Genomic DNA, 16,232 nt, shown 5'->3' with positions numbered 1-16,232 from the left:
TGTCCGCTCCTTACCAGCTGTTGTCGTTCGATGACGCGTCAGGCAGTTCATCGACCACATAGGTCAAGACACCTGGATACAATTTGAAGGAACCGTCTGTGGCGATCAGAAGCCCTTGTTCCAGACCGCCCTCGATCAAAACCCGCTCACCTTGATAGTGGACGCCATAAACATCTCGTCGCACCGCCCGATAGGTTCCTTCGGTTTCGGCTGGCTCCAACAGGTTGACAAATTGACCATAGGCATCCGATTGAAGCGCTGTGACTGGCAGATCCGCGACATTCAAGATGTCTCCTGTCGGCACGGTTACTTCGACGTAGGCACCATGTGCCAGAGCTTCGTGGGGCCCGGTGACTGAAACACGATAAAGTTGTGTCCTTGACACAGCGGCAATACCGGCATCCCGAGACACCACCTCGCCCTGTAAGGTATCATGCTGATTGGCGCTTACCGCTATGCCTGCCCCAACCGGCAAAGTGCCAAGAAACTGTGGAAGACGGAAATCGACCCATACCGTTTCGCCCTGATCAGTGATTTGCGTGACTTCGCTGCCGCTGGTTAGAAACTGCCCGACTTTCAAGTTGCCCGGGTCAGTCAAACCACCAAAGGGCGCGCGAATAGTTTTCTCCGCGATCGACTGTTCGATCACAGCAACAGCGGATGTAGCCATGTCATAAGTTGCCTGCGCTGCGTCCAGGCGCGCTCTGTTGGCGTTGCCACTCTGTAACAGCTTTTCGCTTCTCTCCAAGCCAAGCCGCGCCAGCTCAGCCTCAGCCCGGGCACCTTTCAAGCGCGCCTCTTCTTCCGAGATATCGAGCTGAACGAGCAATTGCCCGGCCTCAACTGCCTCACCTGGCTGGAATCCTACTTGCACGATTTGTCCGGAGCGTTGGCTCTGTAGAACAACCCTGTTCGGAACGACAACCTCGCCAGACATCTGCAAGGTTGGGACAAATGCAGTGAAAGCAGCAGTTATGGCCTCCACTGACTCGGAATGCTCGGGGTAGCTCTCTGCAACTGCAATGGCCGACGTGATCTGAGAGAACTTGAAAAATCCCAGACCGCCAATCACGGCGATTAGGACGACGACCACTACGGTCGAGCGCAAGAAAGACATGGTTTTACCTTGGTATGAGGGCAAGGGTCATCACCCTTGGCGTTACCGTTTAAATACGATCATAATCAAATAAAGTCAAGTGCTGTGACTTGTTATGCAGTCGCAAAAATTTCGCTGCAGTACCTATGAAATCAATTAGATTGCGGATGCGAGACTACATCCGTGCGCTGTTTTTTGAGTTTGGATTTTGAGTGAGAGAGCGTCCCACCATTCCGAACCAGATTGGCTTACTAGTCTGAAATTTCAGAAACCATTTTCTCAAGGCGCTGAAGAACACCGTCCTTTACAGCCTTCGGCAATGGCTTCGACGAAAGCGCTTCGCTGACCCAAAGCCCATCTGCCGCCAATCGGACCAGAAACAACGCCATAGCTTTGTCGTCCTGGGGATCGGGCATATCAGGTGCCCAACGATCAAGAACGTCCTGCCACAGCTTCTGAACAGCCTCATCCATGGCACTTTCCATGAGCAGAAGCATTTCAACACGATTGGCGGTCGTGGCACCTTTTGCATAGGCTAGGGTTTTTTCTTCTGCAGATGGAGGGTGTGACGCATTTTCAAGTGCATCGACCATCGTCTGGTTCCACCGCTCGCTGATCTGCTCGTGAACCGCGTAAACAAGATCATCCCGCGATGGAAAATGATAGAGCAATCCACCGCGGGTAATCTGTGTCTTCTCAGAGACGGCATCATAGGTGATCGCCTTGATGCCGCCCTCTTCGATCAAATCAACGATAGCGTCGAGAATTAACGCTCGTTTGCTACTTCGCAAGGATCAGAGCCTCCAGTCCCTAGCTTTCCCATTCTTCGTCACCCCAATCTCCGTCGCCCCAATCATGGATCGTTGACGACGACCCAACACCATAGTCCCGCAGCAGCACAGCAGTCACCAAAGCGCCAATCGCCAGAACACCTGCGATGACATAAAGCACCATTACATAAGCCTGATCGAATGCGCGAGCAGCTTCAGCAAAGATTTCCTGCCCATCTTCACCCCTTCCTTCTGCGATAGACCAGGCTGCGATGATGCTGTCACTCGCAGCAGCCGGTGTCCCCTCCGGAAATGACGCTCCGAATGAATACAATGCGGCAGTAAGGCTGCCCAATAGTGCCACTGCAAGCAACGAACCAAGCTCGTAGGAGACTTCCTCAACGGCACCCGCCATCCCAGCGCGCTCAATCGGTGCATTTCCAAGGATTGCGGTCGACGCAACGGACAAGGCGGCGCCGACACCGAAGCCCATGATGACCAGCCCGCAAATCAGCCACGGCAGGCCAATCCCAAATCCGATTGCCGTAATAACAGCTGCAACCGAGCATGTTGCCAGACCACCGGTAATCAAGATTCGCAGTCCGATACGATGCAGATAGGCACCGCCAATCAGGCTAAGTGGGATACAGGAGATGGCGATGATCGACACGAGGTATCCGGCTTGTATCGGGGTAAAGCCCTCAACGATTTGGAATCTTTGCGTCGTCGTCAACTGAATGCCCGCGATTGCGAAAAGCGCAAAGGCAGCTGCCAAAACGCCTGACATCAGAGCGGGATTTTTGAAAACCGAAAAGTCAAGAAGCGGATAGGTAAGGCGCTTCTGCCTACGGACAAAGAGTATTGCAGCAATCACCGAAACAGCTACGGCAGCCAGGCCGAATTCGATGTTCTTAGCCTGCGTGAGTTCTTTGATCGCAACAACAAATCCGGCAAGCATGACCATAGCTTGGGCAGAGGAAACAAAATCCCAAGTTTTGGACGGATCGGGTTCCACGCGAGGAGCCAATATCAATGTGCCTACAAAGGCTGCCGCAACAACCGGTATGTTGATCAGGAATACTGAACCCCACCAGAAATGGCCGAGCAACAAGCCGCCAATGATCGGACCAAGAGCGGACCCTACGATCGCCAACATTCCCCAAATTGCATAGGCGAGGTTTTGTTCACGTTGATCATCGAAAGTGACACGGATGAGCGCAAGCGTTGCTGGCATCATCATCGCGGCACCAACAGCCAAGAGTCCCCTCGCAGAAATCAAGATTTCTGGTGATGGAGAAAAGGCAGCTAGGGTGCTTGCCGTTCCGAAAACGGCCAAGCCGATGAGAAAAATTCGCCGGTGACCAACGCGGTCACCGAGTGTACCCGCGCCCAGCAAAAGTCCGGCCATTACAAGTGGGTATGCGTTAATGATCCAAAGCAACTCGCTTTGGCTCGCGCCCAGATCCTGAGCCAGAGTTGGTAGCGCAGTGTAAAGGATTGAGTTGTCGAGGGTGATCAGCAGAAGGCCGGATGAAACGACCAGCAGCAGCCACCAGCGAAGGGGATTTTTTGAAGACATAGCACGATTCCAATGTTGTGATGCCGCAGCAACTAAACAGTACGTACTGTAAAGTAAAGAAGGGGTGCGAAACTCGTGGTGTCAGCGAAACATGCACACTTTGCCAAGATTCAGCCAAAGCCCGTACCGATCTTTGAGCCGATCGCTTCTGATATGCTGCAGGCCGCCTGAACGGCAGCTTTTCCTGCCGCAGAGCGGCGCCAATCATCACGCTCTCGCAGCAAAATCTGTACTGCGTGCGAAGGTCGCTAGAAAAACAAACTCACAGTTGGGACTCGTTCCAGACCTCGGGTGCGATGCAGCACCAGGCCGAAATTCTAACTACCTGGCGGCGCGGACGGCCCTTTACGGACATTCGTCACAACCCTCCGCAGCACTGCAGCGGTCGCCAGAGCGGCCATTGGCAACCGGGTGCAGCATTTCATCCCAGGCAATGCCTCGCGGGACCTTCCGGCCATTCGCCGCACGCGCTTTATAGGCTCACCAGAGCGGCAGTTAGCGCGGATAGCGGGCCTTGCAAATTCGCCGTGGATCGTACGGCTTACCACAACGATTGAGTCTGCGGTCTAGCTTAACGACTGCAACAGCGCGCGCGCCTCCCAGAGATCTTTCGTCTCAAATCCTTCAGTAAACTTACTTAAGATCGCCGTAAGCTTATCAGCGGCTTGGTGGCGCTCTCCCTGCAAATCGAGCAGCTTTGACAGATCCCGAACTGCTCGCAACTCGAGGGCAAGCGCTTCTTGTTGCCTTGCGATTTCGATTGCGCGGTGCAGGTCCGTTTCTGCCAAGGCCCGGGCATTTGCGTCCACGGCAAGGTTGATTTGAGCGCGGGTTCGGTGCAACTCGGCGGCGGCAGAGATATCTTCGCTTTGTGCCATAGCCTCAAATGCCAGTGTCATTGCGTTCGCTGCGGCAGCGTGTTCGCCAACCTTCGCATATGCCTCTGCCGCCAGAGACCGGTGCATCGGATCAAACCGGGCCGACCCGATGCGGCGTGCCTCGTCGAAGCCAGCTTCGATATCCGCGAGACCCGAACCTTTGCCCTGTCGATGCAGTGCCGCCCCCAGATGAATCAGGGCCCACGCATGCCAGAGAGCGAGCGACATCTCCTCCGACACCCTCAGCGCTTCCCTTGCGGCTTGTTCGGCCGCGTCGTTACGACCAAGCCAGAGATTGACCAGCGTGGCCCCCATGCAGAGAGCGAGACCCGTCGTGTTAGGGTGCTGTATCTCACGTGCCCAACTCAATGTATTCTCAAGTTCTTCCGACGCCTGATCGGCAAAGCCGAGATGCCAAAGGCACCACGCGCGATAGTTACCCCCAGCAACGCGCGGATCGTGGCCAAATCTGAACTTGAGTTCGTTGTGGGCGTCGGGCTGGTACAGAGCCAGAGATTGTTCTGCCAAAGCCAGACTTTCTCGAAATCGTCCAGCGTGAAACCGTTCCAACGACAAGGCGCGCAGACTGATCAAGCGCGGACCCGTATCTGGCCGGGAATGTGCAACGGTTGAAAAACGCTCGGCCAATTCAGGTGAACCGCCAACAGCGATGTACCGCGCCGCCCAAAGACCGTAGATTGCCGGTAGCTGTAGAGTGGCATCGCCGGCCTCGTCCGCCAAGTCCATCGCTCGGCTGAATGCGGCCACGGTCGCCTGACCCTGATAGCCATCACTGGCCATCAATGCCTGACCGAGCTCCAGCTGGATAGCCTGTTCGCGGCGGCGCCAGCGCGGATCGCTCCCAAGTTCACCGCAAAGTCGGACTGCCGCATTGAAATCGGCAATGGCTTCGCGAAAAGCGGGACGCTTAACGGCCGCGCGCCCAGCCTCTTCCCAAGCATCCAGCGCGTCTTCCCGATGACCCGCGGCTTCCGCGTGTTGTGCTCGAACCTCAGGTTCTGCGCCGCCACGCGAAACCAAGACGTCGTAGAGCAGGTGATGCAACGCCACCCGGCGACTTCTCAGAAGGCTTTCATAAGCTGCGTCACGCACCAGCGCATGTTTGAAGAGATATGTTGCATGCACGCCGGTTCTACGGCGGAAAACGAGCTCGGCGTCGACAAGCCTGTCGAGTGCTCCCTGCAGCGTTGCGTCGTCCTGCTCGGATAATGCTGCCAGCGTCTGGTAGTCAAATGCGCGACCGATAACTGCTGCCGTCTGGGCGACTTCTTTCACGCCATGAAGCCTGTCAAGCCGAGCCATCAGCGAGTCATGCAGCGTCGCCGGGACAGCGACGTTATCCAGCGAAATGCCAGCGTCGTTGGTGATTCCAGTCGTTCCAAGCATGCCCGTTTCCACGATGGCCTTTGTCAGCTCCTCAACAAATAACGGAACACCATCTGTGCGTGCCGCAATCTCGTCGACCAGATTTTCCGGCAAGCTGCGTCCCTCGATGACGCGTTCGATTATTGATCGCGTAGCCGCACGAGCCAGCCTGTTGAGTGCGAGCCGGGTCATGGTGGGGTGACTAGCCAGGTGTGCCGAAAATGTTGGCCGCGCTGTGACAACGAGCAGGACCCGCAAATCAGCGAGACAATCAAGCGCCAGCACGATAAGTTCCAGCGTCGTTGGATCTATCCAATGCACATCTTCGACCAACCAAAGCACCGGTTGTTGCTGCGCAAGGCCCCGCAATTGTTCAACCATTGCCGCAAGTGTGCGATTTCGACGTTGCTGCGGCGAAAAAGTTAATTCGCCATAACGCTTGCTCCCGTCGAGATTTATCATCTCGGCGAAGAGTTGCGCCGTGTTATAGAGGCTAGCGGCGTTATCGCCACCATACGCTAGAAGCGCTTCCAACCGGTCTAGACGCTGATCAAGACTGTCTTCGGCCTCAAATCCGGCAGCCTGGGTAATCTGTTGAATCGCAGGATGCAGAGCGCTGTCAGCGTGATAGGGCGAGCACTGATACCGTAGAAGTGTGTGCGGCACCTCTTCAATGGACGCGACCAGCGCCTCAGCGATCCGGGACTTGCCAATCCCCGCTTCTCCCGTGACCAGGATCGCCTGACCTTCGCCCGCTTCAACTTGGCGCCAACGCTCTATGAGCAAGGCCAGTTCCTGATCACGCCCGACAATCGGCGACATCTCTCCATGTTGGCGGGCCGCGAACCGGCTGGACAGCGTCCGCTGGCCGAGCACGACAAAGGCCGAAATCGGAGTTGCAATACCTTTGAGCACCTGGGGCGGAAGGGCCTTGAGAACAAAGATGTCACCGATCAATCGACACGTAGCCTCGGCAACAACCACTTGCCCAGCCTCCGCGACGGATTGTAGCCGCGCTGCCAGATTGGGCGTGTCTCCAATCACGACTTCCTCCTGGGCTACTCCCTCGCCGATGAGATCGCCGACAACGACGAGCCCAGTTGCCACGCCGATACGGCAGGCCAATAGTTTTTCATCGCCAATAAGGCGGGAAACCGTTGCAATGATCGACAACGCCGCTCGTACGGCGCGTTCCGGCTCATCTTCATGGGCGCGGGGCCAACCGAAGTAGGCGAGTATCCCGTCTCCCATAAACTTGGCGACGTGGCCCTCCACGCGGGCAATCTCACCTGCAACGGCATTCTGATAAGCGCGTATCACAGCGCTCATATCCTCCGGATCAAGTCGCGCTGAAAGCTCGGTGGAGCCCACCAGATCCACGAACATAACCGTAAGCTGTCGGCGTTCGGCGTCTGAGGTGGGAGCCTGTCCCAACTCAGCGTCTGTAGGTCCAGGCGCTAACTGCGTGTCCGCCTTCTTGCCGATGCCATCAATTGCATTGAGCAACTTTCGACGATGCCCAACCGAAGACACCCCAAGTTCACGCAAATCGTCAGATGTGAGTCTTGAGACAACCTCCAAGTCAATGTCGTTCTCGCGAAACGCGGCCTCATAGCGCGACAGCCCAAGCGCGGCGAGCCAGTTGCCAACATCCCACATGCCAACTTCTCCTCTGTCTTTCCTGACGGATCACCCGGAAGCTTACATGCTGAAGGAAAGGCTGTCTCGGATAGCGGCCGGATCGCGGCAAGCTCTGGCTCAAGGTTTCATACGGCCACCGGAGCGTGCGATGTTAGTTCCCGTCGCGAACCCATAGTTAGGGCCGGGCGGCCAAACCTTCATCTTCAACTACATGAAGTATCGTCAGGCCGACTGCCGCAGGAAGCGGATCAGACACATGTGTGGTGAAGAAGAGGAAGCCGTGTGTAGGTCAGAGTCCTTTCACATATCTGCACCTTGCCCCCGAACCGTAACAAATGCGCGACCTGGTCATTCCGGCGCGGTTTCCATTGCCAGCAAGGGCTGGAAACAGGCATTGGCCGACGGCCCGAACTTGGCCAACGGTCTGAATGGTGCGTTTGGCAAGGTAACTTATGACGCTGTGGCGCGCGATCCCGGGTGTAAATTGTCGGACGTCAGCACGTTCCTGAGATGATCATGACCTTGGCGGAGTGCAGGACGTCGGCGCTCCGCTCTTCATTTTTTTGCTTCAGAGTTCCTTCATTCGAACCAGAAACCTACCGGAGCGTGGGCCCTCCGAACAGTGCATACAAACGGACGATTCGTCGGTTTCCAAACCGTACTCACACCTGTTCTCAGTTCTCAAAAACCTCAAGATTAGTAAATATAGGCTCACTTTCAGAGACTTAGCGGAAGCTCCCTTGGCGCCGCCAGAGCTCAAGAAAATTATTGAAAGTCATTATATCTTTATAATAACCTAATGTTAGAACAATCGGGAGAGAGCCATGGCTAAGGCCAAACAAACGAGCGAGCAAAAGGCGAGCGGCCCACTGTACCTGCAGTTGGCGACGACTCTCAGGCGCGAGATATCTACCGGGATTCTGAAGGCGGGCCAGAAACTGCCGACAATTTCGGCTCTGGCTGATAGCCAGGGAGTGTCGATAATCACCGTGCGCCAGGCGATAGAAGTGCTGGAGAACGAAGGTCTGGTAAAACGGTTCCAGGGAAAAGGCACTTTTGTAAGCGATGAACCAAATGTGGCGGCGACCCTCACGTTGAGATCTGACTGGGGATCCTTGCTGGAGCACCTGGAAGGAAAGAAACCTACTCTCATCACCGTTGCGGACAAGGCCGCCACGCCTTTGCTTGATCCGAAGCTTGGAAACCTTGAATCCGAGTACCGCTTCATGCGCCGGGTTCACACCTTTGACGGTCTGCCATACGCGCTGATCAACATCTACCTCAGCCAGCGGATTGCAGACCTGGCACCCAAGGCATTTGAGGAAGGTATGGTCATTTCGCAGCTGTCGCGCATGCCCGAAGCGCGCATCGCACGCATGCAGCAGCGTATCTCATTCACCACCGCAGACGTGGAGACCGCAGAGCTGCTTGGATTGCCTGTAAATGCCGCAATCGGCGACGTTCTGCGGGTCATAACCGATACCGACGGAAACGCCATCTACGTTGGTCAGACCAAGTACCGCGGCGATTTCGTCAATCTTGAATTCGACATCCAGGAGCCCCCAAAATGAGCAAGAGACCAGTCGGCGACATCCTATTCAAAGTCGCGATCATTTCGGACACGCACGTGAACGAACGCGAGGATTCCTCGGCCTCGCCCTACCCGGCAAATGCCGAAGCCAACCCGCGCGCGCGCCATGTCTTTGCACAGGTGAACGAAATCAACCCGGCTTTTGTTGTGCATCTGGGAGACATGATCAACCCGGTTCCCGAGTTGCCCAGCTATGTGGATGCTGCGGAAAATTTCCAAGGCCTGGCCGAAGATCTAAAGATGCCGCTGCATATGGTGCCTGGCAATCACGATATCGGCGACAAACCTGTCAGCTGGATGCCTGCTGGCATGGTATGCGGCGAATATATCGAGCTGTACCGCAAGCATTTTGGCAAGGACTACTATGCAATCACGCATGCAGGGTGCCACTTCATCGTCATCAACTCTCCTCTGATCAATTCGGGTGATCCGGCCGAGGAGGAGCAGAAAGCCTGGCTTGAAGGCTTTTTGGCTGCGCATCAGGGTGAGCGTATGTTCCTGTTCAGCCACTACCCGATCTATATCACCAGCGAGAATGAGCCGGAAAGCTACGACAATATTGGCGAGCCGGGCCGGAGCTGGTTGCTGAACCTGATCCGTATGTACAAGCCTGAGGCCGTTTTCACCGCCCATGTCCATAACTTCTGGTATGATCATATCGGCGACAGCGAATACTATGTGACTCCTTCGACCTGCTTTGTCCGTCATGACTACTCGGAAATGTACAGGATCGACGGCGGCGACCAGCAGGGACGCAACGACTCTGCAAAACTGGGGTATCTGACGCTGGATGTGCACGAAAAAGGTCACGTTGCGCATTACCACCGCAGCTACGGCGCAAATCTGGCAGATGGCTCTTCTCTGGAAGATTCAGTTGTTGGCCGGCCGCACGTTAAAACCAGCCGTCTGGACAACATCTATGTCGACATGCGCCATGCCTGGGCAGAAGAGATGACGGTGTCGCCTTCAGGCGCGGTGGATGAGTTTCAGCGCAAAATTGCCCGCAACGACTATCCGGTGATGGCGCTTTGGGAAATGGGGGTGCGCGGACTGCGGGTGCCGCTGCAGGACATTATGCACCCGAAAACACGACGCCGCATGGAGCTGATGGCCGCAGCGGGCAACACATTCCAAGTCTACCTTTACGGCATGCCCACTGCGGAAGAGACCCAGGTTCTTGCGGATCACGCCGTGCTGGTGGAGCAGCTGGAACTGGTGCTTGGCTGGGATGAGGTTCCGTCATTGACCGGGGAGATCCGGGCTTTGAAGGAAAAGGCTGGCCTGCGTATTGTGTTGTCCCGGGTCAACAGGAAAGACGGTGCCAAACATTCTGGCGGTAAATTCAACCACCTGATTAGCCACGGCTTCACCACCGCAGAATGCGACGAGCTGAAAGTGTTTTTGACGGCAAACCCGGACCTGGTGGACGGCATTCAGTTTACCGCAACCCGATCTGACTGCCCCTGGCAGGCTTCCGGCGCGCTGTCAGGGTTCAGCAAGGAGGCCGGTGTCAAAACAGTGCTCTATATCAAATCCACTGAGGCCAGCCCGGCCCAGACCCAGTCTGACGAAATTGCCAATACCAAACGCTTTGCCGATGCTGTCATGGCAGGTATCGGTACTGGCGTTGATGTGATCCTCGACACGCTGGATGACGCGGACCGTGGCTATTTCACCCGGACCGGCCTGGTGGACCGGCGGTTCAACCCGCGGCTTGCGTCGCAGGTTATCTCGGCGATTGCCGGGCAGACCAGCGAAGGCACTTGGAATGCAGCGGAAGCAGGGCTTCTGGTGCAGAAGGGCTCGGGCAAGACACTGCGAATTGCCCACCAATCCGAAACTGTGGGCCTCAGCGGCACATGGATCTGCCCGCGAACCGGACGTACCGGTTTGTGCGGCGATGAAACACCGGCTGCAAACGCGGAGCTGATCCTGCTGGAAGGCAGCGCGTAGGCCGGTACTGGTCTGATCCCCGGAGAGGAGACCGGGGCGCGGGCCAGGCGCATTCAAAATCAGTGAGGCGGGCAAAGGTTTGGCTGCCTCGCCATTCATCCGGGCACGAAAGTGCCCGGACCGGTCGGCTATTGCCGTCACAACACCAAAGGGAGGAAATCATGAAACTTTCAACACTCGGTCTTGCGAGCGCTTTGACCTTAGGCTTGGCTGCGGGTAGCGCCCTGGCAGAATATCCGGACCGCCCGGTCAACATGGTCATTCCCTATGGCGCAGGCGGGGCAACTGATATTTCGGCGCGCACTATTTCCGAACCGCTTGGCAAAGCGGTTGGGCAACCGCTGGTCATGTCCAATATTGCCGGCGCCGGCGGTGCGACTGGATCAGTGGCGGTGCAAAACGCAACCGGCGACGGCTACACGATGCTGTTCGCCCGCGTCGGCACGCATTCGGTCAGCCCGGCGATGAAGGCCACACTGCCCTATACGCTGGATGATTTCCGGTTTGTGGCGGTTTACGAAATCAACCCGATTGTTTGTGTCACCAGCCCGCGCAGCGGCATCACCTCAATGGAGGAACTTATCGCCAAGATTGGCGACGGCGGCATCAGCTACAGTTCGGCAGGCGTCGGGTCGCTTCATCAGCTTTCGGCCGTGATGATCATGCGGGAGTTCGGGATCCAGGATCCGCTGTCTGCTGCTACCCACATTCCACAGAAAAGCGGCGGTGCGGCAGCGACCGCAATTCTGAATGGCACCGCAACCTTCCTGTGCACCAACTCTTCGGCTGTCGCCAGCTTTGTGACCGGCGGCCAATTGATTCCCCTGATGGTGACTACCGAAAACCGCGTTGAGGGCTTCGATGCACCCTCAGCTGCAGAACTGGGCAGGCCTTCTCTGCACCAACTGGTCGGCTGGACCGGAATTGCTTCGCCCGACGACCTGCCGGACGATGTTGCTGCAAAGTGGAGCGATTGGATGGCTGATGCAACCCAGGACGCCCAGTTCCGCGAGCGCATGGAGGCGCGCGGCTCGATCATCAAGCTGATGTCGCCGGAAGAGGCAAATGCCTTCATTCGCGGTCAGTATGACACTTTCCGGACTCTGGTCGACGAGCTCGGCATGCGTATCGAAGGTTGAGCTGTGCGGATCTGCGCGCCGGCTGGAACAGGTCGGCGCGAAGATCCGCAAATCCAATCGGAGGAGGAAGCATGATCAAACTTCATCGACAATCTGTGATGGGCATATTTGCGGCCGGTCTAGGGGGAATCCTATCCTTTATTGCCATTCCAAGATGGGTCGCCACACCGGCCAACGTGCCCAATATAGTCCTTTCGCCGTTGTTCTGGCCCTACACGCTTGCCGGCTTGTGTGTACTTGCTGGGCTTGGGCTGATCTGGGTAGGGCTACATTCAAACGAACGGTTCAACGAAGACGAAGGCGAGGTGTCGGGCGCCTTTGCGCGTGTCTTTTTCTTCTCGCTGATCGCCATTGCTTATGTCTGGGCTCTGCCGGTGCTGGGCATGGTTTGGGCCTCGGTCCTGGCTTTTGCGGCGACTGCGTTTCTGTTGAAATCCGACTATCCGAAACTCGCGCTTGTGTGCGCGGTTCTGTTCCCTGTGGTGCTGTACGGCTTTTTCGCGCATGTCGCGGGTGTGGCCATACCGCAGGGTGAATTTGTGAGGCTGCCGTGAGTATCTTTGACAATCTGGTGGCGGGTTTGGGGCTCGTCGCAAATTTCGAGGCCTTTTTGTCCCTGTTTATCGGGGTCATCATTGGAACAATTGGTGGTGCCGTTCCCGGCATGTCGGTTACGATGACCGTTGCCCTGACCTTGCCGTTTACCTTTGCGATGACTCCTATCACCGGCATTCTGCTGCTGCTTGGCGTCTACAAGGGCGGCGTCTTTGGCGGCTCCATCCCCGCGATCCTGATCAAGACCCCGGGCACGCCTGCCTCCAGTGCCACCGTCATGGACGGGTATCCGATGGCAGAAAAGGGCGAGGCCGGGCGGGCCTTGGGGATGGCGCTATGGGCTTCCTGCACCGCAGATCTGATCTCCAATCTGTCGCTCATTCTGTTTGCCGGATTTCTCGCCTCATTTGCGCTGAGTTTCCGGCCGCCGGAATTTTTCACGCTCATCCTGTTCTCCCTCACCATCATCTCGGGCGTGTCCGGCAAAAGCATGCTGCGGGGCGCCTTTTCCGCTGTCATGGGCCTTTTGCTCGCCACTGTTGGGCTTGATCTGGTCTATGGCACCAACCGCTTTACCTTCGGAGACCCAAACCTGATGGGTGGGTTGAACTTCATCGCGGTTCTGATCGGCCTGTTCGCAATCCCCGAGATCCTGTCCGTTGTCTGGAAACCCGGTGACGCCCATGACAGGACCCGGGGTCTTGGCAAGAATTGGGTGACGTTTGCGGAATACAAACGCAGCTTCAAATCCATCGTGCGCGGCAGTGTCATTGGTGTTGTGCTCGGTTCCATCCCCGGGATTGGAGCGGCCCCGTCCGCCTTTCTGTCCTACAGTGAAGCGCGCCGCAAATCCCCCAAGAAGGAGAATTTCGGCAAGGGTGAGATCGAAGGGGTGGCAGCCGCGGAAGCGGGCAACAACGGCGTAGCAGGCGCTACGCTGATCCCTTTGCTCTCGTTGGGCATTCCCGGCGATGTGATCACTGCGATCATCATCGGTGCGTTTATGATCCATGGGCTTCAGCCGGGGCCTATGATGTTCGTGACTAATGCCGATTTGATCTATGGGCTGTTCATCGGGCTGATCGTCTCTTCGGTTTTCCTGTTCTTCATCGGGTCCGCTGCGATCAGAGTCTTCAAATTCGTGGCAGACGTTCCGCGCTCGATCCTCTTTCCCAGTATTCTGGTGCTGTGCGTCTACGGTGTATTTGCGGTCAATAACAACATCTTCGACGTCGGCGTGATGTTTGCTATGGGCGCCTTGGGCTTTGTCATGCTGCGCAACGACATTCCGGCGGCACCTTTCCTGATCGCTTATATCCTGGGACCGATGCTGGAGGACAATTTCCGGCAGGCGATGCTGATGTCCGGCGGATCGCCCTGGATCCTGGTTAGCAGCCCGATCACCTGGGTGTTCTGGGGGCTGACGGCACTGACGGTAACCGCAATTGTTCGCGCGGGCATAAAGGCCGGCCGGAACGCTGTCCAAAAGGCCGTGACCGAAGAGGGCTAGTGCTGAACACAGCTCTGGGCTCTCACACGCACAATGTCACAGGTATGGGCCGCTAACTTGTTGATCGGCCCATTTCATCATCACTGGACCTGGCGGAACAAGGCATGACGTAATCCCAATGACCACGGCAGGTCCGGCCTCTCACAAAAAACTTGTGCGGTAGCAGCTCCAATGCAGTTCAATACAAAGAGAAACTTGCGTACCCTATGGCCCGTCCGCTCTTGGATGCACGGGATCAGCGCTAAAACTGTAATGAGCGATGCTGTTGCGGGGTTCACCAACGCGGCAATTGTTTTGCCTCAAGGCGTGGCTTTTGCTGTGATCGCCGGGCTGCCTCCCCAATACGGGCTGTTCACAGCAATGATCACCCCGGTCATCGCAGCGATCTGGGGATCGTCGATGATCATGGTATCGGGGCCAACCACAGCAATATCTGCCGTCCTGCTCGCGACCTTGTCCGGGGCTTTCCCTCCAGGAACACCAGAATATATTTCAGCGGCTCTGGTTTTGACGATCATGGTTGGGATGTTCCAGATATGTGCGGGCCTCATGCGGCTAGGTGTGGTCATTTCCTTCATTTCGCATTCGGTCATGGTTGGCTTTACCGCCGCCGCAGCCCTGCTGATCGGAACCTCGCAAATCGGCAATATGCTTGGCATTCAGATTGCTGGGGGCGCTGGACCGCTTGGCAAGCTGGTTGAAGCTGTCCACCTGCGCAGTGATGTCAACATGATGGCGGTGTTCCTCGCGGCCTTTACCTTCGCAAGCATTTTTGTGTTCTCGAAAATCAGCCGGAAACTGCCCGCTTACTTTCTGGCACTGCTTTTCGGGTCCGTGCTGGGCTGGGTTTTGAACGCGGGCTCATTTGGGATCCGCATGTTCGATGAACTTCCATCAATTGCTCCGGCACTGTCCGTACCCAGTATAAACCTTTCCCTGATTTCCGATCTGTCTCCCGGTGCGGCCACGGTTGCCTTTATCGGTCTTCTGGAAGCGGTCTCGATTGGCCGGGCGTTTGCAATTCGCAGGAAGGAAAAATATGATGCAAATCAGGAAATTGTAGGCCAGGGCCTGTCCAACTTCGCCGCAGGATTCTTCCAGGCCTATGCCGGATCCGGATCCTTTACCAGGTCGGCTCTAAACGCGGATTCGGGGGCCAAAAGCCCGATGTCGGCAGTATTCGCGGCGATCTTTCTTTTTCTCCTTTTGCTGCTGCTGTCACCCTTCGTCACCTATGTTCCTGTACCGGTGATGGCAGGCATCATCATCTATGTCGCCGTAAAACTGGTGAATGCCGATGAAATCAAGCACATCATCTACAACAGCCCCAGCGATACTTTCATCCTGATCCTGACATTCCTGACCGGGGTTTTGACCCATCTTGATACCGCAGTGGTCGCCGGTGTTATCGCGTCCTTAGTCGTATTCTTGCGGCAAAGTTCCGCCCCCTTTCTGGCGGCTTTGGCTCCGGCAATGGACAGCGGCAAGCGCAGTTTGCGAAACGCCAGGCTCTATGGGCTGCCGGAATGCCCGCAGATCCGGGTTCAACGGATGGAAGGCCCATTGTTTTTCGGGTCTGTGGAACAGCTTGAGGCGGAGTTCGAGAAGGTGGACGAGTTCGCGCCTGCTCAAAAGATCAAAGTATTCTCCTTGAAAGGGGTTGGGCGGCTAGACCTGTCCGGCGCCGATTTCCTGATCCGGCAAATCCAGGCTGCCCGCCAAAGCGGCGGCGATTTCCACGTGGTTGCGATGTACACTAAGGTTCTTCGAGCACTCCGCAGGATGCATGTGATCGACGAATTAGGCGAAAAACACTTGCACATCACCAAAGGCCACGCGATTTCCGCAGCAGTCCATCAAGCAGATCCCGCTATATGCGCCAAGTGCAAGCTTCGGGTTTTTGACGAATGCCGCAAAAAGCCGGCCCCGGAGGGATATTCCGGAAACTGTACCCCCACAGCCATTACGGTAATAGACTTTTAGGCCATGGCTCCGGTAAATTCTGCCCAACTGACAGAAAGCTCTTCACCTTCCGACGTAGCCACGAGGTTGGTACAGTTTGGTCCTCTCCATTTTCACCAGTCCGCTCCAAGCACACCGCGGCCAATAATAGGCGCGGTATTTGGTAAATAGG

General features: G+C 56.4%; 10 protein-coding genes. 6 read left to right on the top strand and 4 right to left on the bottom strand.

The window, feature by feature from the left end; translation table 11 throughout:
• Window positions 1-10 precede the first annotated feature (10 nt).
• The 4 genes from RA19_RS18610 to RA19_RS18595 all read right to left on the bottom strand — a co-directional run bounded on the left by RA19_RS18610 (window position 11) and on the right by RA19_RS18595 (window position 7,368).
• A complete protein-coding gene (locus RA19_RS18610) occupies window positions 11-1,117 on the bottom strand; it encodes an efflux RND transporter periplasmic adaptor subunit (RefSeq protein WP_039165352.1) in 1,107 nt (368 codons plus the stop codon).
• Between the two features lie 230 nt (window positions 1,118-1,347).
• Entirely contained in the window at window positions 1,348-1,887 is a 540-nt protein-coding gene (locus tag RA19_RS18605) for a TetR/AcrR family transcriptional regulator (RefSeq protein WP_039165350.1), read from the bottom strand.
• A gap of 19 nt (window positions 1,888-1,906) precedes the next feature.
• A complete protein-coding gene (locus RA19_RS18600) occupies window positions 1,907-3,445 on the bottom strand; it encodes an MFS transporter (RefSeq protein WP_052261921.1) in 1,539 nt (512 codons plus the stop codon).
• A 566-nt stretch (window positions 3,446-4,011) separates the two neighbouring features.
• Complete coding sequence (locus RA19_RS18595) at window positions 4,012-7,368, bottom strand: AAA family ATPase (protein ID WP_039165347.1); 3,357 nt, start codon at window positions 7,366-7,368, stop codon at window positions 4,012-4,014.
• An 806-nt stretch (window positions 7,369-8,174) separates the two neighbouring features.
• Between RA19_RS18595 and RA19_RS18590 the strand changes: the two genes are divergently transcribed.
• The 6 genes from RA19_RS18590 to RA19_RS18565 all read left to right on the top strand — a co-directional run bounded on the left by RA19_RS18590 (window position 8,175) and on the right by RA19_RS18565 (window position 16,081).
• Entirely contained in the window at window positions 8,175-8,921 is a 747-nt protein-coding gene (locus RA19_RS18590; protein ID WP_052261920.1) for a GntR family transcriptional regulator, read from the top strand.
• Window positions 8,918-10,894, top strand: a complete 1,977-nt coding sequence (locus RA19_RS18585; RefSeq protein WP_052261919.1) for a metallophosphoesterase family protein — start codon at window positions 8,918-8,920, stop codon at window positions 10,892-10,894. The genes RA19_RS18590 and RA19_RS18585 overlap by 4 nt, the downstream gene beginning before the upstream one ends.
• A gap of 161 nt (window positions 10,895-11,055) precedes the next feature.
• Complete coding sequence (locus tag RA19_RS18580; protein ID WP_039165346.1) at window positions 11,056-12,033, top strand: Bug family tripartite tricarboxylate transporter substrate binding protein; 978 nt, start codon at window positions 11,056-11,058, stop codon at window positions 12,031-12,033.
• A 71-nt stretch (window positions 12,034-12,104) separates the two neighbouring features.
• Window positions 12,105-12,587, top strand: a complete 483-nt coding sequence (locus tag RA19_RS18575; protein WP_039165343.1) for a tripartite tricarboxylate transporter TctB family protein — start codon at window positions 12,105-12,107, stop codon at window positions 12,585-12,587.
• Window positions 12,584-14,098 carry a tripartite tricarboxylate transporter permease gene (locus RA19_RS18570; protein WP_039165341.1) on the top strand — a complete coding sequence of 505 codons (1,515 nt, stop codon included), beginning with the start codon at window positions 12,584-12,586 and terminating at the stop codon, window positions 14,096-14,098. Before RA19_RS18575 ends, RA19_RS18570 begins: the two co-directional genes overlap by 4 nt.
• Window positions 14,099-14,350: 252 nt before the next feature.
• Window positions 14,351-16,081, top strand: coding sequence for a SulP family inorganic anion transporter (locus RA19_RS18565; RefSeq protein ID WP_241479103.1), 1,731 nt, complete (start codon window positions 14,351-14,353; stop codon window positions 16,079-16,081).
• Window positions 16,082-16,232 lie beyond the last annotated feature (151 nt).

The sequence above is a fragment of the Leisingera sp. ANG-M1 genome, from assembly GCF_000813745.1.
Classification (GTDB): domain Bacteria; phylum Pseudomonadota; class Alphaproteobacteria; order Rhodobacterales; family Rhodobacteraceae; genus Leisingera.
The sequence above is the reverse complement of the archived record's forward strand: the minus strand, read 5'-3'. Positions and strand labels throughout refer to the sequence as shown.

What these genes read in the sequence shown, in the direction of transcription:
- RA19_RS18610 (WP_039165352.1), bottom strand. Translation starts at nt 1,117, where the DNA reads ATGTCTTTCTTGCGCTCGACCGTAGTGGTCGTCGTCCTAATCGCCGTG.
- RA19_RS18600 (WP_052261921.1), bottom strand. Translation starts at nt 3,445, where the DNA reads ATGTCTTCAAAAAATCCCCTTCGCTGGTGGCTGCTGCTGGTCGTTTCA.
- RA19_RS18595 (WP_039165347.1), bottom strand. Translation starts at nt 7,368, where the DNA reads ATGTGGGATGTTGGCAACTGGCTCGCCGCGCTTGGGCTGTCGCGCTAT.
- RA19_RS18590 (WP_052261920.1), top strand. Translation starts at nt 8,175, where the DNA reads ATGGCTAAGGCCAAACAAACGAGCGAGCAAAAGGCGAGCGGCCCACTG.
- RA19_RS18585 (WP_052261919.1), top strand. Translation starts at nt 8,918, where the DNA reads ATGAGCAAGAGACCAGTCGGCGACATCCTATTCAAAGTCGCGATCATT.
- RA19_RS18580 (WP_039165346.1), top strand. Translation starts at nt 11,056, where the DNA reads ATGAAACTTTCAACACTCGGTCTTGCGAGCGCTTTGACCTTAGGCTTG.
- RA19_RS18575 (WP_039165343.1), top strand. Translation starts at nt 12,105, where the DNA reads ATGATCAAACTTCATCGACAATCTGTGATGGGCATATTTGCGGCCGGT.
- RA19_RS18565 (WP_241479103.1), top strand. Translation starts at nt 14,351, where the DNA reads ATGAGCGATGCTGTTGCGGGGTTCACCAACGCGGCAATTGTTTTGCCT.